We start from the raw sequence: 19,244 nt of genomic DNA, 5'->3' as shown, positions 1-19,244 counted from the left end.
AGCTGAAAGCGTATCGCTGACAGCTGTCTTTTTTGTTTAAAGGAGCTTCCATGCAAATTGTTCAAGAGCAAAAATGCTTTGGTGGTCGTCAAATTCGCTACCAGCACGACTCCAATGTGCTCAATTGCAGCATGCAGTTTTCGGTGTTTCTGCCAGCCCAGGCAGAGCAGGGCCCGGTTCCAGCCGTGTACTGGCTGTCGGGCCTGACCTGTAGCGATGAAAACTTTTCCAGCAAGGCCGGTGCCCAGCGCGTCGCAGCAGAACTGGGACTGGCGCTGATCATCCCGGATACCAGTCCGCGTGGTGAAGGCGTAGCCGACGATGAAAACGCGGCGTACGACCTGGGACTGGGTGCCGGCTTTTACGTCAACGCCACCCAGGAGCCCTGGAAGCAGCACTACCAGATGTACGACTATGTGCTGAGCGAGTTGCCGACACTGGTTGAGGCCGAATTGCCACTCAATGGCAAACGCGCCATCAGCGGTCACTCTATGGGTGGTCATGGTGCTCTGGTGCTGGCCGTGCGTAATCCCGAGCGCTTCGTGTCGGTCTCGGCTTTCTCGCCGATTACCAACCCGAGCAATTGCCCTTGGGGTCACAAGGCATTGGGTGCCTACCTGGGGAACGATCGCCAGGCCTGGGCACAATACGATGCCAGCCTGCTGCTGAAAGAGCACGGCTGCACACTGCCGATACTGGTCGATCAGGGTGAGTCCGACAACTTCTTGAGCGAGCAGCTCAAACCGGAAGTGTTGGCTCAAGCCGCCGAACAGGCTGGTGCCAATCTGACCCTGCGCATGCAAGCCGGGTACGATCACAGCTACTACTTCATTGCCAGCTTCATCGAAGACCACCTGCGTTTTCATGCCGAGCACCTGGCCGGGTAACAGCACCGGTTTAATGTGTTTTCGTTCCCACGCGTCGCGTGGGAACTTCTCCTTTCTCCGTGTCAATCCAGATGTACTATTGAGCCTCGGTGTTTGCTGGCCCTTTCTGGTCGGCGGGTGCCGGACGCGAATCAGGCCCTTTGTCCGACGTTTACTCGAAAGTGAAATAGAGTATTTGTTTAATGGGATTGGTATAACCAGGTATTCGCTGGGAAATATATGATATGGAAACCATGAAAAATATTAATATGAATGTATTTATCGTCAAGCCGAAAGAAAAGAGCGGTCGATGCACCTGAGGGTGGGTTAATATCCGGTCGCCATGCGGCGACTTAAATGATGAAGGTTGTTTGTCTTGTATTCGTTGTCGTCGTCAGTCATTACTCTGGCAGAGCAGGGTAGAATGGAGCCGGTCATTATTGGGAAGTCTGTCAAGGCGGCAAAAACATTCATATTATATTTAGTTTCTTATAAATTATCATTATTCCTTTTTGTTTCTAATACCTTTATAACTGCTTGAGTTATAAGGGAGGGTGTTGCATTTCACACTGGAATAAATAAAACGCCCTGTTTATTTAAGTTGTAAATGCCATCCCACAAGCTGCCATTGGTTGATTCTGCTCGCGACCATAGTCTATTTTTATAAAGCTACATGTTAGAGAGGGCGGGGTGCCGGCGTAGCATTAACTACTATTCCGTCATGAGTCCCCCTCCACAATAATTTCTGCTCATGCTCCTGACGAGCATATAGGAGTGGGAGTTTAGGTCGTTCATAAATCGCCTCACCTCATGTACGAGCAAAAACAAGGTACAAGTAAAGAGGCTTTTTACGCTTTGTTTCATTGACGAGATCTCGGAAACCACCAAGTTTCAATGTGAAACTGACTGTATTACAAGATACTTTACTGCTACGGCCAGCAACCAGAAACTTCAGGTTTGATGTGCAACATGCTCAAACAGATTCGAGAGAGCAACAAGGAGGTTATCCGAAGCCTATATAGATAGGAGATCGTGATGAACCACCACATGTTAATATCGGCGATTGCGGCAGTGGTACTGCCCGTCGCGCTGGTCGCTCAGGAGGGCGGCCCCAGTCCGAACGAGAGTGCCGCCGATGCCTTGCTTGGCTCGATGACGCTCGAACAGAAAATCCAGCAGATCGGTAACCTGCCCAGAGAATCGGATCTGCCCAGTGGTCAATATCGTGCCGATGGCGGTGGAGTCCAGGATTGTGGCTTCTCGTTCGTGGGGCGAAGCATTCCAGGCATACCCGAGCTGGGTATTCCTACCATTCGCGAAATCAACGGCGGTAACGGTATTCGCGGCGGCTCCTGTACCCCCGAACCCGTGATGACCGCCGGCCCTTCCATGACGCTTGCTGCTGCCAGCTTTGACCCTGCACTGGTCGAAGGCTGGGGTGAAGTGGTGGGAGTCGAGGCTTTTGCCATGGCCAGCCAGGTATTGCTGGGTCCGGCGCTGAACCTTATCCGTACGCCTTATGCCGGTCGAGCTCAGGAATACCCTGGCGAGGACCCCTATCTGGCCGGTGTGATGGGGGCCGCACAGGTGCGGGGCATCCAGTCTCAGGGGGTGCAGAGTCAGATAAAACACTTCGTGGGTAATGAGCACGAATTTCAGTTCGAACGCTGGACTGCAGGGGTGCGCATTCCCAGTCGGGCGATGCACGAGCTGTATTTGCTGCCCTTCGAAATGGCGATCAAGGATGGAGGGGCCGCTTCCATCATGTGTGCCTTTCCCTACCTGAATGACACCGACTATATCTGTGACAACCATGAGGTACTGGTCAAGACCCTGCGTGAGCGCTGGGGCTTTGATGGCTGGATAGAGAGTGATCGCCGAGCGATGCACAATACCGTGCCTCCCCTGCTCGCGGGTGTGGGTTGGGAACTCGATTTTCAGCCCAAGTACTACACCGAAGCCAGGATCATGGCGGCCATCGAGAACGGTGATATTACGGAGGCTGATATAGATGCCGTGCTCAGACCTCGCTACATCAAGATGTACGAGTTCGGTCAGTTTGAGGACCAGTTCGATATGATCATCAATATTGATGAGGAACCCGCTATCGATCGAGTCGTCAACGCCCAAAAGGCGCGCGCTCTGGCCGAAGGCGGCATTACGCTGCTGAAGAACGAGGGAAACATGCTGCCCCTGGGCTCCGATGTCCAATCGATCGCCCTGATTGGCCATCCCTGGTTCGCGGGCTCCGCGAGCATAGCGCCGCGTAACGGAGATCCGGCGGCACTGGCCACCGTTGTGGCAGCCCCCGAGTTCACCGTGACCCCCGAACAAGGTCTGGCGGCATTTGTTTCTGAGGTGACATATAACGACGGCACCGACATCGCCGCGGCCGTTGAGCTGGCAGAAAATGCCGATGTCGTTATCCTGATGGTGGGCACCACCCCGCGGGAGAGCCGGGATCTGCTGGATATCAGGCTGCCCTCGATCTGTACCGATGTCACGGGCGGGGTCTGTGTTGAGCAGGACGAGCTTGTGAGCCAGGTCGCTGCGGCAAATCCCAGTACGGTAGTGGTATTGTACAGCGGTGCCGGCATAGTCATGGACTGGCTTGATCAGGTGCCGGCTCTGGTGGCAGCCTGGTTCCCCGGTCAGGAAGACGGCGCCATCATGGCCGATATACTGTTTGGTGAAATCAATCCGTCGGGCAAGCTGCCGGTGACCTTTCCCGCGAGTGACAGCGAGGCGGCATTTGCCACCGAGGCCCAGTATCCGGGTCTGCGTGAAGATACCGGGCAGCCCGGCGGCCCCGGCTTTCCCGGCGTCACCGTGGGTGATTGGGAAGACCTGGACGAAGACCAGCTGATCAGTAACTATACCGAGAACCTGGAGATGGGTTACCGCTGGTACGAGGCAAACGGTGTGACCCCGGTATTTCCGTTTGGTCACGGCCTGTCCTACACCAGCTTCGAATACAGCAACTTGAGGCTCCACAGATCGTTTCGGAAAGAGTTCACTCAGGTGCCTATTCCCGGCCTTGAAGCACTCCCGAATAGCCTGGTATCCATACGCTCCTTTCCTGCGCTCAAGAAATTGGTGCCGGTACTCACGGTCGAGTACACAGTCACCAATACGGGGGCCGTTGCAGGTGCCGAGGCCACACAGGTCTATCTGAAGCTGCCTCGACAGGCTGAGCAGCCTTCCAAACGTCTTGTGGGCTTCGATAAAGTCTATCTTGAACCGGGCGAGAGTACACGGGTTTCGGTCCAGATAGACGCCGGCGCCTCCAACCACCCATTCTCTTACTTCGTACCGGATAATCCGGACGATCTGGCTACCTGGGCAGATGGTGAATGGGCATCGGCAACTGGCCGGTACCGGGTGTATGTGGGCGGCTCATCGGCCGATACCCCTCTTGTTGGGCGTATTAATATGGTATTCCCGCGCGTCGGCAAGCATCACCACAGGTTTGTCCCAAGGCTCGGAGATCGCATAGGAGACACCATCAATAATAGTCTGAGTCTGGCTTTCCCGTTCTTCGGCAACCGTTTCGGTATTGCTTTGCCTGGGTTCGGCAGTCGGCAAAACTAGTCCGGACATTAGCGCCGGTTAACCAGGGTGCCTGGTCACTGCACACGAGCCGCAGTGGTCAGGCCCATCCATCGGTAACAAGCTCGGCGACATCCTGTCGCCGAGCAATCCTCGCCATCGGGGCGAAACCGCCACCATCTTTACTCAAAATCCATCACCACCTTTTCTCTTCGCACTTCGGCTAAGCTGAACTTATCAGTTCAATTGGATACCACTATGCCGAATGTTTTCCGCATGAGTGTGCTGCTCTGCTGCATCTGGCTGAGCGGCTGCGAACCTTCGCCGAGTGATCGCTGGCTGGGAACCCTGGAAAGGGATCGCATCCAGTTGACTGCCACCGCCGCCGAGTTGGTGCTGGAACAACCGCTAGCCGAGGGTGAACGGGTGGCGCAAGGGGCTTTGCTGGTGCGTTTGGATGATGCCAGACAACAGCTGGAAGTCAGCCGTCAGCGGGCCCGGTTGCGCCAGGCCGAAGCCGAGCTGGCACTCTTGCTGGCGGGGGCACGCGCCGAAGACATTAGTGCTGCCCGGGCCGATGTGACCCGGTTGCAGACATTACTGGCGGAAGCAAAACGCAATCTGAACCGTATTCGAACACTGGCATCCCGGCAGCTGGTCAGCCAGGCCGAACGGGATCGAGTACAGGCCGATCACGATCAACTGCAGGCACAGGCAGAAGCTGCTCGGCAAAGGCTGGCCAAAGCCACGGCGGGTAACCGAGTCGAGGACATAGATGCCGCCCAGGCTGCCCGGGATGCGGCGCAGGCAGAGCTGGCGATGGCACGTTATCGGCTGGATGAGCTGGCCATTCATGCCAGCCGGTCCGGCATGCTGGAAACGCTACCTTACCAGCCCGGCGACAGGGTAGCTCGGGGCGCAGTGGTCGCTGTGTTGCAGGCAGAAGGAGCGCCTTATGCACGTATTTATGTGCCAGCCAGCGCCCGAGTCGGGCTGAGCATAGGCGATCCGCTGCGGGTCTGGGTCGACGGTATCAAGGCGCCTTATGCCGGCCGTTTACGCTGGATTGCCACAGAACCAGCCTTTACGCCTTATTACGCGCTAACCGAAGGGGAGCGCAGTCGATTGATGTATCTGGCCAAGGTGCAGCTTCCCGACGCGGCGTTGGCGCTGCCATCGGGTGTGCCTGCTCAGGCGTTGCCGGAGGCAAGCCATGACTGAACTGGCCATAGTCACCAGAGGGCTGAGTCGCAACTTCGGCGAGCTGGTAGCGGTTAACCAGCTGGATCTGGCCATTCCCGCCGGTACTATCTATGGCTTTCTCGGACCCAATGGCAGCGGTAAATCCACCTGTATTCGCATGTTCACCGGCCTCTTGCTGCCCAGTGCCGGCGAAATGAGGGTGCTTGGGCTGGCGATCCCCGAGCAGGCCGAGGCGCTGCGCCGGCGGGTTGGCTACATGACGCAGACATTCTCTTTGTATGAGGATCTGTCGGTGCGCGAAAACCTGGAGTTTATCGCCCAAATCTACGGCCTGGATGCGAAACAGACACGGGATAGGCTGCGGGAACTCCTGGGGATCTATGAGCTGAATACCTTTGCCCATCGCTTTGCCGCCACCTTGAGTGGAGGGCAGAGACAGCGGCTGGCACTGGCCGCGGCCACCTTGCACCAACCGGACTTGTTGTTTCTCGACGAACCGACCTCGGCGGTGGATCCGGAAAATCGACGAGACTTTTGGGAGAAACTGTTTGATTTGTGCGAGGCGGGCACCAGCATACTGGTCAGCACCCACTACATGGACGAGGCGGAACGCTGTCACGGTCTGGCGATACTGGAAAACGGCATCAAGCGTGCCGACGGCTCGCCGGAGCAATTAATGAACGACATGGGCGCCACCGTGCTGGAAGTGTCTGCGCCCAACCTGCGGCAACTGAAAACCCGCTTGCTGGCGCTGGACTCGGTACGCTCGGCCGCCCAGCTGGGCATGCGATTGCGGGTGTTGGTGGACGGTGATATCGCCGACCCGGTCACCTGGTTGCGCCAGAGCTTGCCGGAGCTGGCCAGCGCAGCCGACATCAACCGGGTGCGGCCCAATCTGGAAGATGTGTTTGTCAGCTGTACGGGCACAGCGACCGCCCTGAATGGCAGCAGGCAACCATGAACAGCCTGCGCCGCATACGAGCCATCATGCTCAAGGAATTTCGCCAGCTGGCGCGGGACAGGCTCACCTTTGCCATGGTAGTGATGGTGCCGCTGCTTCAGTTGCTGCTGTTCGGTTATGCCATCAATACCAAGGTGCGGGATATTCCGGTGGCTTTGGTGGATCAGGCGGCGACCAGTCAGAGCCGAGATCTGGTGGCGAGGCTGGGGGCCAGCCAGCTGGTGGTGTTCAGCGAGCGCTTTACCCACCCTCATGAAGCCGAGGCCGCCATTATTGCCGGTCGGGTGCGGGCTGCGCTGATCCTGCCTGCAGATCTGGAACGGCGTCGCCAGGATGGCCGACCCAGAGGCCAGTGGCTGGTGGATGGCACCGACACCCTGATCGCCAGCACCATACTGCAACTGGCCTGCTTGCCGGACGATCCCGAGATAAACCGGCCGCAGGGCAACTTCGAGGTGGCGCTGTTTTTCAATCCCCAGCGCCGGGCGGCGGTCAATACCATTCCTGGCCTGATCGGGATTATTCTGACCATGACCATGGTGCTCTTTACCTCATCGGCGATAGTGCGCGAGCGGGAACGAGGCAATCTGGAGCTGTTGATCACCACGCCGGTCAGGCCGATGGAGCTGATGCTGGGCAAAATAGTGCCCTATGTGTTTGCCGGGCTGGTGCAGCTGGTGATTATCCTGAGCCTGGGGGTGCTCATCTTCGCGGTGCCGATCAATGGCAGTCTGCTGCAGCTGCTGCTGGTTACCCTGTTGTTTATCGCCGCCAGCCTGGTGTTGGGGCTGGTGATCTCCACCCTGGCTAAAAGCCAGCTGCAAGCCACCCAGATGGCGGTATTTGTGCTGATCCCCTCGATCTTGCTGTCCGGCTTTATGTTCCCTTACGAAGGTATGCCGGTGGCGGCCCAGTGGTTGGCCGAGGGGTTGCCCGCCACGCACTATATGCGCCTGTCTCGGGGCATACTGCTGCGCGATGCCAACTTGCAGGCACTGGCCCCCGACGTACTCTGGCTCGCCGTTTTTACCTTACTCGGTCTGGCCCTGGCGGCTCGGCGCTTCAGAAAGCGGCTGGATTAGCGTGCGGCTGAGTTTGGCTTTGCGCCAGTGGCGCCAACCGATAAAGGCCGCGCCCAGTACCAGCGCATAACCCGCTTCCAGCCCCAGTGAGATAAACACGCCCAGACAGAGCAGGCTGGCCAGGGCGGCTAACCAGCGGTGGCCGCCGTTCAGCAGTTTAACGCCGGCCACCATGGCGAGCAGATACACCAGAATAAAGTTGCCGTTGGCGTAGCGCATCAAGGTTTCCAGTGGCAGCCGGAACAACCAGGCGGCGAGGACGCACAGGGCGCTGGCGGCGACAACCCAACACAAGGCACGAAAGGGCGCACCCTTGCGGTTCAGCCTGGCCAAAGATGAAGGCAGCTTGCCTTCGTCGGCCATGCTCCACAGCAGGCGGGCAAAACCCTGCACATAGAGATTCAAACCGGCAAAGCAGGCTAGATACCCCACTATGGCCGCGGCCCAGCGACCCGGTTCACCAAACAGAGTGGCCATCATCACCGGAAACGAAGTGGTATTGGCCACTTCATTACCAAATACGCCGAACTTGACCACGGCGACGGCGTAGGCCAGATAAATCAGGCCCGCCAACAAGACGCCAAACAGCAGTGCCAGCGGAAAATCCCGCTCGGGGCGTTTGAACTCCTCCCCCATGTGGGTAAAGGCCTCCAGCCCCACAAAGCACCAGAACATCACCGCCAGGGTCGCGGGCAGGGCCTGCCACTGCACGCTGTGCACCGACGGAATAGCGCTTAAACCCGTGTTGACCAAATCCCCGCGTAACCAGACTGCGGCCAGCAGGCCGATAATAGCCAGAGCAATCAGCAGCTGGATCAAACCCGAAGCGCCACTGTTGCGGCTGCCCAGTACGAGCGCCAGCCCCAGGGTGCCCAGCTGTATCAACAGGTCGCCGTTGGGGCCAAGGGCAAACAGGGCATGCCAAAACCCCGTGGTTAGCGTTAGCATGGCGGGCAGGCCAACTGGCAGTACCGCCAAAAACAGAAAGGCCGCCAGTTTTTCCATGGGCGCCCCCAGGGCGCGCCCAATCAAGTGCGGTGCCCCGCCAGCATGAGGAAAGGCTCGGCCGAGGCGAGCGAAGGTAAAGGCGATGGGCAGCACCAATATCATCAGCAATAGCCAGGCCCATAAAGAATCGGCTCCGGCCAGGCTGGCCGCCACCGCAGGCACCACAAAAATACCACTGCCCAATAACGAGGTGGCCATCATGGCGGTGCCATAGCCTACCCCAGTTGTTTATGTAAACGGCCCATTTTGTTTTAATTCTCCCTGTTCGCGCTGTGCGTTTTTGTAGGCTCTGCTGTAGGCGCTGCGACCGCTGCGCAATATCGCGCAGCGATATCTCAACACCTATGTATCATGTATCGCCACATAACCTTGAACCTGTGCATCAGATCCGGCGTTGCCGGATTTAGCAGCTAAAGCAGCTACTACAAGTTCGGTGCTTTTGATTCAAGATTCCGCGTAGCTGATAGCAATTCTGATATATTAGCGCCTTATAAAGAGAAGTAGGCGTGCCACTCTGCCGCTTGAGCACGGCAAAGCGTCGTATTTGGCCGACGTTTGGTGGGTGGCGATAAAAAGGGGATGCAGTGGACAAGTTTGACCAAAAAATACTGGCGTTATTAACCGCGAACGCACGCATGGCGGTGGCCAGCATAGCGCGCGAGGTAAACCTGTCGCGCTCGGCGGTATCGGAACGCATTAAAAGCCTGGAAGAGCGCGGGATTATTCAAGGCTATCACGCACGAGTGGGACACGCTCCCGCCTTGGTGCGCGCCTATTTTGCTCTTTGTTATCATGTACGCCAGTGTGAGCAATATGCCGAGTCGTTACGCAGCGTGCCGGAAATAAAGCTTTGCTATACCATTAGTGGCGAAACCGACATGCTGGTATATGTTGAAGCGGCCTCCATGGAGCGCCTGGATGCCATTCGTCACCTAATTGAGCACACGCCCCATATTAAAACCGTGCGTACCCACATGATATTGGGCGAAGTGATCAACACCCTTGCTTGAGGCCACTATGCAGATCTTTAGGGCGCACTGGATGGCGCCTTGGTTCAATCACCCTTTTTTAGCCAGCGAACTCAACGCCAATGGACTGGTGCTACACCTTAAACGTGAGCGTTATTTGCTGGCATGGCAAGAGCTGAGTGCCCCCCCAAAGCTGGTTCAGGGGCGGCGCTTGTATCGGCTGCATTTATATTGTGCCCAGGGTGATATTGAGCTGGGTTGGCTACCCAGAGCCGTGGCTGAGTCATTACATGAAGCTGCCACCCTGGCCTGGTTTCGCTTTCAGGCGGCACGAATTTTGCCGCTGGCCGAATCGTGCTTGAAGGTGCTGGAGTCGGGCTACTTGCGACAGTCACGCTGGCAGCAACTAAAGCAGCTACTGGCTGAGGCGTGTCAGCCTGAGCCAAATCGCGAGGGCATAGACTGGACCGCGTTAACGCCACCGTCAGGCTTAAGTGATCGGGAAGCCGCCGCCATTGGCCTGGTGACCACCCTGATGGCGGCCGACGACACCTGGCGAGAGCAATGCTGCGATGAGTATTGCCAGCAAATGCTGACGGAGTTTAGCGCGCTGTTTGACTCGCTGGAGGCGCATCCGCTCACCGAGGCTCAACGGCTGGCCTGTGTGGTGGATGAAGATCATAACCTGGTACTGGCCGGTGCCGGCTGTGGTAAAACCAGCGTGATGACGGCGCGCGCCGCATTTTTGGTGGCCTCCCGGCAGGCCGCTCCCGATGAACTGCTGCTGCTGGCCTTTGGTAACGAGGCCGCCACCGAAATGGCCGAGCGGCTGGCCGCGCAGCCCCACACGGCGGCGGTGAAAACCAGTACCTTTCATGCACTGGGTTTGATGATCCTGACCAGGGTGAACGGCAGGGCACCTGTGCTTAGCCCGCTGGCACAGCAAGAAAGTGCGCGTATTCAGGCTCTGGCCCAGTGGCTCGAGCAGCTGGCCACCGAAGATGATGTTTACTGCCAGCAACTGCACGACTGGCTGCGCCATCATCGCTTTCAGGTGGTGCCGCAGCCGGATTATCGCCGGGTGGCCCGGGAATGGGCGCCCCTGGTGGCGGCGCTCAAGCTGTATGGCGAGCCCGATCCCGCTGACGTCACGCCGGCGCTTGCCGAACAGCTAACCCTGGTACTGCCGTTATTGCACCGTTATCAGCATGCCCTGGCCGAACAGGGCCAGATTGATTTTGACGACATGATAGAGCAGGCCACCGAGCTGGTGCGCCAGGGGCGCTTTGTGGTGCCCTGGCGTTATATTCTGGTGGACGAATTCCAGGATATTTCGGCGCCGCGCGCCGCCTTGTTGCAGGCACTGCGAGACGCCAGCCCCGGGCTGTCGTTGTTTTGTGTGGGCGACGACTGGCAGGCCATTTATCGCTTCAGCGGTGCCGACGTGACCCTGACCACCCGCTTTGCCGACTACTTTGGTGCCAGCCGCATCACTCGGCTTGACAAGACCTTTCGCTTTAATAACCAGATTGAGCAGGTCGCCAGCCGCTTTGTACAGCGTAATCCGGAGCAGTTGCCCAAAACCCTGGCTACCCATTTGCGCAGCAGTTCGCCCTGTGTGCATGTGTTGCCGATAGACAGCAACAGTCAGGTGGATGCCATTAGCCGCTTATTGGGGCAAATTGCCGCCGAACAGCCTGACGCCTCTGTCTATGTGCTGGCGCGGTTCCGTTTTAGCTTGCCCGATAACGCTCAGCTGGCTGCCTGGCATAAGCGTTTTCCGGCCCTGAATATTGCCGTGCAAACCTTGCACGGTGCCAAGGGCAAAGAAGCGGATCATGTGATCATGCTGGGCTTGAGTCGCGGTAAATACGGCTTTCCGCCCGAGCAAAACACCACCGCCTTGCTGGATCTGCTGCTGCCAGAAGCCGAGCACTTCCCCCACGCCGAAGAGCGCCGCCTGTTTTACGTGGGCCTGACCCGCGCCCGCCGGCAAGTCTTTCTGTTGGCCGACCAGCAGATCCCCTCGGTCTTCATCAAGGAGCTGCTCGAAGGCGGTTACCCGGGTGTCAGCCGCTGGGTGGGGTAAGCGCCGCGCGCTACATCGCAGCGGCTACAGGATGCGATGTTTTTTGTAGGCGCTGCTTTAGCTGCGCAATACCGCGCAGCGGTATTCTGAACCTGTGCATCAGATCCTGCTGTACAGGATTTAGCAGCTAAAGCAGCTACTACAGATTGATGTCCGAGGATTCATTCAACGTTACGCACCGCGGGTGATTTTGGCGCTGCCTCCGCTGTTTTTCCCCTATGCTCAATAGAGGTCGCATAAGTGCGATGCCAGCGAATAGGGGGAGATCATGGCCAACATTCGTTCTACCAACTTATCATCAACGACTTCACCCACCACAGACGCACCAATGTGGGATAACCCGCTGAATACAGATGGTTTTGAGTTTGTGGAATATGCCTCTCACCAGCCGGAGCAGCTGGCCGATCTGTTTGAGCGGCTGGGCTTTGTCGCCATTGCGCGCCACCGCAGTAAAAACGTGACTCTGTATCGTCAGGGGGACATTAACTTTATTTTAAATGCCGAGCCCAACAGCCAGGCGGCAGCGTTTTCTCGCCTCCATGGTCCCTGTGCCAACGCCATGGCCTTCAGGGTGAAAGATGCGGCGGCGGCCATTAGCCAGCTGGCAGACAAGGGGGCCAAGGTGGTGATGGCGGGAGCGGGCCCCATGGAACTGCAAATCCCGGCCATAGAAGGCATTGGCGGTTCGCTGATTTATCTGGTGGATCGCTATGGCGATCACAGCATTTATGATGTGGACTTCAAGCCCGTTCCCTGTGTGTATCAGTACCCCAAGGGGGTGGGGCTGACCTACATCGATCATTTAACCCATAACGTCGCCAGGGGCAACATGGATCTGTGGGCCGGATTCTACGAGCGCTTGTTCAACTTTCGGGAGATCCGCTACTTCGATATCGAGGGCAAGCTTACCGGCCTTAAATCCCGGGCCATGACCAGCCCCTGCGGCAAAATACGCATTCCCATTAACGAGTCGTCCGACGATAAAAGCCAGATTGAGGAGTTTTTGCGCCAGTATCAGGGGGAGGGCATTCAGCATATTGCGCTGGGCACGGCCGATATTTTTGCCACGGTGGAAACCCTGCGTGACGGCGGCATGAGCTTTATGGTCACCCCCGACACCTATTATGAGCAGCTGGACGCACGTCTACCCGGCCATGGTGAAGATGTGGTCCGGCTGCAAAAAAACAATATCCTGATCGACGGCGCGCCCACTCAGGGTCAGGGAATCTTGCTGCAAATTTTTACCGACACCGTGATTGGACCTATTTTCTTCGAAATTATTCAGCGCAAGGGCAACGAGGGCTTTGGTGAAGGTAACTTTCAGGCACTTTTTGAATCCATTGAGGAAGATCAAATCCGCCGAGGTGTATTAAAACGAGAGTGATAACCCACAAAACTGGGCTTAAAACTGACATTTTTACTGGCTGCCATTTTTTATTTTAGCCATTAGTGGCAAAATAGCAGGACATGCTGTCAGCTATCCTTTACACCTGTCGTTCAGGGGATGGCTGACATTTTTTATGGCCAGTAACAGGAGTAGCAGTTTCCGTGGCGGAGAATCATCAGCAGGCGGGCAACCCGGCCCTATGGTCCAGTCGTTTTGTGTTTATTATGGCGGCGGTCGGCTCGGCCGTGGGCCTGGGCAATATCTGGAAATTCCCCTACATAACCGGCGAAAACGGCGGTGGCGCCTTCGTGCTGGTGTATCTGGCCTGTATTGCCATTATTGGCCTGCCGCTGATGATGTCGGAAGTCATGCTGGGCCGGCGTGGCGGCAAGAGCCCCATTGCCACCATGGCGGCAGTAGCGGCAGCAGAAGGGCGGAGTAAAAGCTGGGTAGGCGTGGGCATCATCGCTACCCTGGCGGCATTCTTGATTTTGTCGTTTTACAGTGTGATTGCCGGCTGGACCATGCCTTATATCGTATCGGCGGTAAGTGGCGGCTTTAACGACATTAGCGCCGAACACTCCGGTGACCTGTTTGGCCAATTGCTGGCCTCTCCCGGCCAATTGTTATTGTGGCATTCCATCTTTATGGGCCTGACCGTACTGGTGTCGGCCGGTGGTGTGCGCCATGGACTAGAGCGTGCCGTCACCAAGCTGATGCCGGCGTTGTTCATCTTGCTGCTGATCCTGGTGGGGTATGCCACCACCACAGGTTACTTTGGTCAGGCGGTCAGCTTTCTGTTGAAGCCGAATTTTTCCGCGCTCACCGCCGAAGCGATTCTGACTGCCCTGGGCCATGCCTTCTTTACCCTGAGTCTGGCCAGTGGTGCCATGATGGCCTACGGGGCCTATTTGCCCAAACATGTTTCCATTGCCCGCACCGCCGTGGTGATCGCGGTCATGGATACCGGCGTCGCCTTGCTGGCGGGGCTGGCGATCTTTCCCATCGTATTTGCGCACGGCCTGGCCGCCGGTGAAGGCCCCGGCTTGATCTTTGTCACCCTGCCGGTGGCCTTTGGTCAGATGGCCGGCGGCGGCTTTTTTGCCACCCTGTTTTTTGTGCTGCTGTTGTTTGCCGCCTGGACTTCTTCCATCTCCATGCTGGAGTCTTTGGTGAGCTACCTGAACGAGAAGGGCGTCAGCCGAGTCAAAGCCGCCATTGGCGGTGGCTTCGCCGCCTGGCTGCTGGGCATTACCACCTTGCTGTCACTGAACCTGTGGGCCGACTTTACCCCGCTGGACATGTTTGCCCGTTTTGAAGGCAAAACCCTGTTCGACTTATACGACTATGCCACCGCCAACATCATGATGCCGGTCGTGGCCCTGCTGATTGCGCTGTTTGTGGGCTGGAAGATGAAGCCGGAACACTCGGCCAGCGAACTGGGAGCCTGTCACAAGCTGTGGTTCCCCGTTGTTCGCTACCTGTCACCCATCGCCCTGCTGATCGTGTTTTATTTCAACCTGAAATAAACATCGGCACCGAGCACCAATAAAACACACCCACACCCCAAACATCCATGCAGCAGCGTGGATGTTTGGTTTTGTAGGCACTGCGACCGCTGTGCAATGTAGCACAGCTACATCCCGCAATGCCGCGGAGCGATATCTTGAGCCCGTGCACCAGATCCTGCTGCGCAGGATTTAGCAGCTAAAGCAGCTACTACAGGGGGCGATGGGTTTACTCTGCGGGCTTAACGAGCCAGGGGCAGCCAGCCGCCGAGCAGCACGAACATGCTGGCGCAAATGCGGTTGAAGCGCTTTCCGCTACGGGCCAGCCAGGTGCGGGTGCGCTGGGCGAAGCTGGCAATCAGCACTTCGGTCACAAATTCGGTCAGCGCGAAGGTGGCCGCCATTACCACAAACTGGATCAACAGCTCGCGCTCCGGGTCGATGAACTGGGGCAGAAAGGCGGCGAAAAACAGTACCGCCTTGGGGTTGGTCAACGCAGACAGCAAGCCCTGACGAAACAAAGAGCCGCCGCTGCGAACACCGGCCTGCTCACCGGTATCGGCGCTGGGAGCCGGGGCCCGCCACAGCTGAATACCGAGCCAGACCAGATAGCCGCCGCCGATGATTTTGAGCGCCATAAACAGGGTGGTGGACGCCTGTAGCAGGGCACCGATGCCGAACAGCGACAGGGCGATGACGATGGCAAATCCGATGGCGCCGCCGGCCACGGTAAACAGGGTCTTGCGTCGGCCATAAAGGGCGCCGTGGGTCAGTGCCAGCAGGCTGTTGGGGCCGGGAGTGAGCGACAGACCAATCATGGCCGCCAGATAGATAAGCCAGGTGTCCAGTGCCATCTGTGGTTCTCCTTAGGATGGAAGGTGGTGCAATCATAAGAAACACTGCAAAATTAATGTGAATTCTGGGGCCAGTTTGCCTTTAAAGGCAAACGGCTGCTATCGCCACGACGCTTGGCAGTGAGAAGCACAGGCTCTAATAAATAGCATCTGCAGGCAGAGAAGCACAGTGCGGTGTTTTGGTTTTTCTTACAGCTTACCGCTTTGTTCAAATCCCATACCTCTCTATCTTCTTCAGCAGTCCCTGGCGGGATAAGCCCAGGGCTTGGGCGGCGTGGGTTCGGTTGTTGTCGTGTTGGGCCAGGGCCTGGCTGATCAGGGTGATCTCGAGGGCCCGAACCTGGGCGTCCAGACTTTGGCCGCTATGAGTGACCGCCGGGTTGCCTGCCTGGCTGCTGGTTTGCGCATCTGGGTAGAGCAGGGCGATGTCGTCTAGCGTGATCACGCCGTTGCGGGCGATGGCGGCCACGCTGTCGAGGGCGCTTTTCAGTTCGCGCACATTGCCGGGCCAGCGGCGCTGAATAAACCAGTTAAAAGCCTGGCTGTCAGGATGCTGGGGCGCTTGCTGAGCGGCTTTGGCCTGCAGTGCCAAAAAGTGGTTGATCAGTAAAGGAATGTCTTCGGGGCGATCGTCCAGCGGCCGGGTTTCTATGTTGACGCCCTTGATGCGGTAATAGAGATCTTCACGAAATTCACCCAGTCGTACTTTTTCTGCCAAATCTGCATTGGTCGCCGACACCAGCCGCACGTCTATGGTTTCCAGGCTGCGCCCCCCTACCGGATAAAAGCTGCCTTCTTGCAATACCCGCAGCAGCTTTACCTGCATGGCCAGAGGCATGTCGCCAATTTCATCCAGAAACAGGGTGCCGCCGTCGGCCAGTTTCAGCAGACCGTCGCGGGCCTTGTCGGCGCCGGTAAAGGCCCCCTTGGTGTGACCAAACAGCTCACTTTCCAGCAGATCGGCCGGAATGGCCCCGCAATGTACCGAAATAAAGGGCCGGTCGGCACGGTTGCTCAAGTCGTGAATGGCACGAGAAATCACTTCTTTACCGGTACCCGAGGGCCCGGTGACCAGCACCCGCACATCGGTGGGGGCAATGCGCTGCACCAAAGCGCGAATGGTGTCCATTGAGGCCGAAGCACCGATCAAGGTACTCACCGCCTGTTTGCTGCCCAGGTTGCTCTTGAGGCTGTTCAACTCGCGGACCAGTTGATGCTTGGTCAGCGCTCGCTTCACCACGACCGCCAGCATATCGGGATCTATGGGTTTGGCTAAAAAATCCCAGGCCCCCTGACGCAGCGCTTCCAGTGCCAGCTCGCGCTCGCCGTGGCCGGTCAGGATGATCACCGGGCGATCAATAAACTGCGGCAAGGCCGCCAGCGTGTGTTGCGGATCGAAATGCGGTGGCAGTGACAAATCGAGCAGAATCAAATCGGCATCAAACTCGCCGAGTCGGGCGCCAAGCTCGTCCAGGCTGGCGCCGGTCTGCACCAGATAGCCTTCGCTGGTCAGCCATTGCTGGCTTAAGGTACGAAAGGCCGGCTCGTCATCTATCAACAGAATACGGGGTTGGGTCATGATGGTTCCTCAGGAAAATACAGCTCGAAGGTGACGGGCCAGCCCAGGTCGTTGCGATGGGTAATGTGCCCACCGTGTGCATCCATAATGCGCCTGACGATGGACAGGCCCAGCCCGCAGCCGCCACTGCGTTTGCTGACGAAGGGGCGAAATAAATGCGCCAGCATGTCCGGGGGAATGGCCGGGCCGTTGTTGTGCACTCTCAGGGTGCCATTAGCGCCGGCTTCTATGCATATTTTCCCCTCGGGCTGGTTGCGTACAAACGACAGGGCATTGTCCAGCAGGTTAATCAGCACTTGCTGCAGTCGATAGGTATCCGCATAAAGGGTCGCTGTATCATCCAGCTGACAATCAAACTGGACACCTTGCCAGTCGAACTGCGGACGCAAGCTGTTGAGCAGTGACGGTAACGGCACCGGTTGGCACTGTATGCTGATGTTGCCCGAGTAGGTCAGCATGTCGGAAATCAGCCGGTCGGCGCGCTTGAGCTGGCTCTGGATCATGTCCTTGCGTTCGGCGGTCAGCCCCGCCGAAGCCATGGATATAATATTGAGAGGGTTGCGCAGCTCATGGGCCATGGCGGCCGACAGGCCACCCAGTTCCACCAGGTGTTGTTCGGACAAGCGCTTGCGTTCGGCTTCGGCCAGCTGCAATGAACGCTCGAGCAGGCTGCAGCGGGTAGTCAGCAGCGAGGCAAAGACTTCTGCCGCCAGTCGTACACTGGGGGTAACATCGTCAAATCCTTGCAGGTGCGATTGCCAGCCGCTCGGCTGATAATGGCAAATGATACAGGGGCCGGGTACGGGGTAGGCAACCTGCAGAACGGGCAGCAGCCGTACTCGAATGCTTTGCCCCATCTGGTCACTGAGCAACTGCTCGGCAATGGCACCCAGCTCGGGCCAGTCTCGCGCCTCGGCCAGGTGATGCAGCCAGCCGTCCAGCCGTTGTTCGTTCAGCTGGCTGCCGGGGTAAATCAGTCTGGCGACCAGACGGCAGACCGGCTGATACAGCGCCAGTGCCAGCGTCAGCAACAACATGGAGTACAGCCACAGTTGCCAGTTAGGCACGTTGGCCAGCGCCTGCATGCCAAACTGGCCAGCCACCGAACTCAGCAGGGCGATCAGGCCCAGTACCAGCAGTGTCATTAAAATCCACAGCAGGGCACGATTGGCCCAGGCGTTGACTTCCAGCATTTGATAACGCACTACACCGTACACCAGCAGCACCACATAGCTGGGCAACAGCAGCATGGGCCAGGGATACCAATACAGCCCCAGCGAGGGGAAAATAAAACTGCTGGCCAGCAACAGCCCCCAGGCACCGGCGGCAAACATGGCCGCTATGGAGCGGCGCCGGTTGCCGCTGTGAATGTGCCAGCCCCACAACAGCAGGGCATGGGCCAGCACACCAATGACGATGGTATAGGCAATGTTAAACCAGCCACTGCCGCTGAACACAAAGTAGTGGCTGAAGGGGCCGAACGAGATAATCTGGCCGCCATCGCCCATCAGGCTGATCCCCAGCACCAATAATGCGGCCAGATACAAGAACAGGCGCTGTCTGGCCAAACGATCCAGCCAGGGGCGTCGGCCTGGTCCCTGATTGACGAAGCCGATGGCAAAGTCGAGAAAAAAGGTCGGCATGAGCGGGTTGGCCAAAATGAGCATTGTGCCGAGCCGCTCCCATCCGTAAAACACCGACACATGGCCGCAGCACCACAGCGCCATCATGATGCCAAAGCCCGCCAGCGACTTCATGCTGCGCCGGCGACGGGCGCGCCAGAACAGCCAGGCCGAGACCAGTAATGCGCAGCCTGCGGTCAGCAGCATCATGAGTTCAAAGGCGAGATCGAGCGCCATGCAGTATCCTTGGGTCTGTGGGTGTCGTAGGGGTCAGGAAAACAGTCTCGCTGTCAACAAGGTTGACAGCCGGAGTGCGGAAAACTGTAAACCTTGTTGTCGGTTGGGGCAACTATTAGCGTGTAATTTGATCCAAGCCAAGGTAACTGCAGGTTTTTTTGTTTGTGGCACGCTTCATGCTTTGTTGAGGGCATTGTTTGATTGCATCCTTTGATCACATCACCCGGAGAGCTTTTTATGAGCATGACCACCTTAATACTTGAATTTTCTGCCATCTTTATTGTTCTACTCTTGGCTACTCTGCCTGCGGCAGTTAACCGTTTGCAACGCG

13 protein-coding genes are annotated in these 19,244 nt (G+C 57.5%); 9 read left to right on the top strand and 4 right to left on the bottom strand.

Features of this window, described 5'->3' with window-relative positions; translation table 11 throughout:
- Positions 1 to 50 precede the first annotated feature (50 nt).
- The 5 genes from fghA (at position 51) to ACN0VL_RS00630 (ending at position 7,661) form a co-directional block, all read left to right on the top strand.
- Complete coding sequence (gene fghA, locus ACN0VL_RS00650) at positions 51 to 887, top strand: S-formylglutathione hydrolase (RefSeq protein WP_417614110.1); 837 nt, start codon at positions 51 to 53, stop codon at positions 885 to 887.
- Positions 888 to 1,901: 1,014 nt separating this feature from the next.
- A complete protein-coding gene (locus tag ACN0VL_RS00645) occupies positions 1,902 to 4,457 on the top strand; it encodes a beta-glucosidase family protein (RefSeq protein WP_417614108.1) in 2,556 nt (851 codons plus the stop codon).
- Between the two features lie 216 nt (positions 4,458 to 4,673).
- A complete protein-coding gene (locus ACN0VL_RS00640) occupies positions 4,674 to 5,636 on the top strand; it encodes an HlyD family secretion protein (RefSeq protein WP_417614106.1) in 963 nt (320 codons plus the stop codon).
- Positions 5,629 to 6,579, top strand: coding sequence for an ATP-binding cassette domain-containing protein (locus ACN0VL_RS00635; RefSeq protein ID WP_417614104.1), 951 nt, complete (start codon positions 5,629 to 5,631; stop codon positions 6,577 to 6,579). The genes ACN0VL_RS00640 and ACN0VL_RS00635 overlap by 8 nt, the downstream gene beginning before the upstream one ends.
- Positions 6,576 to 7,661 carry an ABC transporter permease gene (locus tag ACN0VL_RS00630; protein ID WP_417614102.1) on the top strand — a complete coding sequence of 362 codons (1,086 nt, stop codon included), beginning with the start codon at positions 6,576 to 6,578 and terminating at the stop codon, positions 7,659 to 7,661. Before ACN0VL_RS00635 ends, ACN0VL_RS00630 begins: the two co-directional genes overlap by 4 nt.
- On the opposite strand, the gene yjeH is transcribed toward ACN0VL_RS00630, so the two are convergent.
- Positions 7,611 to 8,870, bottom strand: a complete 1,260-nt coding sequence (yjeH, locus tag ACN0VL_RS00625) for an L-methionine/branched-chain amino acid transporter (protein ID WP_417614100.1) — start codon at positions 8,868 to 8,870, stop codon at positions 7,611 to 7,613. The genes ACN0VL_RS00630 and yjeH overlap by 51 nt on opposite strands.
- Positions 8,871 to 9,253: 383 nt before the next feature.
- Here yjeH and ACN0VL_RS00620 point away from each other — a divergent pair, with 383 nt between their 5' ends.
- The 4 genes from ACN0VL_RS00620 to ACN0VL_RS00605 all read left to right on the top strand — a co-directional run bounded on the left by ACN0VL_RS00620 (position 9,254) and on the right by ACN0VL_RS00605 (position 14,642).
- Positions 9,254 to 9,679 carry an Lrp/AsnC family transcriptional regulator gene (locus tag ACN0VL_RS00620; RefSeq protein ID WP_417614098.1) on the top strand — a complete coding sequence of 142 codons (426 nt, stop codon included), beginning with the start codon at positions 9,254 to 9,256 and terminating at the stop codon, positions 9,677 to 9,679.
- A 31-nt stretch (positions 9,680 to 9,710) separates the two neighbouring features.
- Positions 9,711 to 11,726, top strand: a complete 2,016-nt coding sequence (locus tag ACN0VL_RS00615) for a UvrD-helicase domain-containing protein (protein ID WP_417614096.1) — start codon at positions 9,711 to 9,713, stop codon at positions 11,724 to 11,726.
- A gap of 328 nt (positions 11,727 to 12,054) precedes the next feature.
- On the top strand, positions 12,055 to 13,110 hold the full coding sequence (gene hppD, locus ACN0VL_RS00610; RefSeq protein WP_417614314.1) for a 4-hydroxyphenylpyruvate dioxygenase: 1,056 nt from the start codon (positions 12,055 to 12,057) through the stop codon (positions 13,108 to 13,110).
- Positions 13,111 to 13,274: 164 nt separating this feature from the next.
- Positions 13,275 to 14,642, top strand: a complete 1,368-nt coding sequence (locus ACN0VL_RS00605) for a sodium-dependent transporter (protein ID WP_417614094.1) — start codon at positions 13,275 to 13,277, stop codon at positions 14,640 to 14,642.
- 221 nt (positions 14,643 to 14,863) lie between these two features.
- On the opposite strand, the gene ACN0VL_RS00600 is transcribed toward ACN0VL_RS00605, so the two are convergent.
- The 3 genes from ACN0VL_RS00600 to ACN0VL_RS00590 all read right to left on the bottom strand — a co-directional run bounded on the left by ACN0VL_RS00600 (position 14,864) and on the right by ACN0VL_RS00590 (position 18,913).
- Positions 14,864 to 15,475 (bottom strand): LysE family translocator, encoded by a 612-nt coding sequence (locus ACN0VL_RS00600; protein ID WP_417614092.1) that lies wholly within the window; start codon positions 15,473 to 15,475, stop codon positions 14,864 to 14,866.
- Between the two features lie 208 nt (positions 15,476 to 15,683).
- The gene (locus ACN0VL_RS00595) at positions 15,684 to 17,054 is read right to left on the bottom strand and encodes a sigma-54-dependent transcriptional regulator (protein ID WP_417614090.1); all 1,371 of its coding nucleotides are present in this window, start codon (positions 17,052 to 17,054) and stop codon (positions 15,684 to 15,686) included.
- Positions 17,051 to 18,913 carry an ATP-binding protein gene (locus tag ACN0VL_RS00590; RefSeq protein WP_417614088.1) on the bottom strand — a complete coding sequence of 621 codons (1,863 nt, stop codon included), beginning with the start codon at positions 18,911 to 18,913 and terminating at the stop codon, positions 17,051 to 17,053. The genes ACN0VL_RS00595 and ACN0VL_RS00590 overlap by 4 nt, the downstream gene beginning before the upstream one ends.
- Positions 18,914 to 19,244: the final 331 nt, after the last annotated feature.

Origin of the sequence: Oceanisphaera sp., from assembly GCF_048268965.1 — a bacterium.
In the GTDB taxonomy this organism is placed as follows: domain Bacteria; phylum Pseudomonadota; class Gammaproteobacteria; order Enterobacterales; family Aeromonadaceae; genus Oceanimonas.
The sequence above is the reverse complement of the archived record's forward strand: the minus strand, read 5'-3'. Positions and strand labels throughout refer to the sequence as shown.

What these genes read in the sequence shown, in the direction of transcription:
- fghA (WP_417614110.1), top strand. Translation starts at nt 51, where the DNA reads ATGCAAATTGTTCAAGAGCAAAAATGCTTTGGTGGTCGTCAAATTCGC.
- ACN0VL_RS00590 (WP_417614088.1), bottom strand. Translation starts at nt 18,913, where the DNA reads ATGGCGCTCGATCTCGCCTTTGAACTCATGATGCTGCTGACCGCAGGC.
- yjeH (WP_417614100.1), bottom strand. Translation starts at nt 8,870, where the DNA reads ATGATGGCCACCTCGTTATTGGGCAGTGGTATTTTTGTGGTGCCTGCG.
- ACN0VL_RS00600 (WP_417614092.1), bottom strand. Translation starts at nt 15,475, where the DNA reads ATGGCACTGGACACCTGGCTTATCTATCTGGCGGCCATGATTGGTCTG.
- ACN0VL_RS00640 (WP_417614106.1), top strand. Translation starts at nt 4,674, where the DNA reads ATGCCGAATGTTTTCCGCATGAGTGTGCTGCTCTGCTGCATCTGGCTG.
- hppD (WP_417614314.1), top strand. Translation starts at nt 12,055, where the DNA reads ATGTGGGATAACCCGCTGAATACAGATGGTTTTGAGTTTGTGGAATAT.
- ACN0VL_RS00630 (WP_417614102.1), top strand. Translation starts at nt 6,576, where the DNA reads ATGAACAGCCTGCGCCGCATACGAGCCATCATGCTCAAGGAATTTCGC.
- ACN0VL_RS00595 (WP_417614090.1), bottom strand. Translation starts at nt 17,054, where the DNA reads ATGACCCAACCCCGTATTCTGTTGATAGATGACGAGCCGGCCTTTCGT.
- ACN0VL_RS00615 (WP_417614096.1), top strand. Translation starts at nt 9,711, where the DNA reads ATGGCGCCTTGGTTCAATCACCCTTTTTTAGCCAGCGAACTCAACGCC.
- ACN0VL_RS00645 (WP_417614108.1), top strand. Translation starts at nt 1,902, where the DNA reads ATGAACCACCACATGTTAATATCGGCGATTGCGGCAGTGGTACTGCCC.
- ACN0VL_RS00635 (WP_417614104.1), top strand. Translation starts at nt 5,629, where the DNA reads ATGACTGAACTGGCCATAGTCACCAGAGGGCTGAGTCGCAACTTCGGC.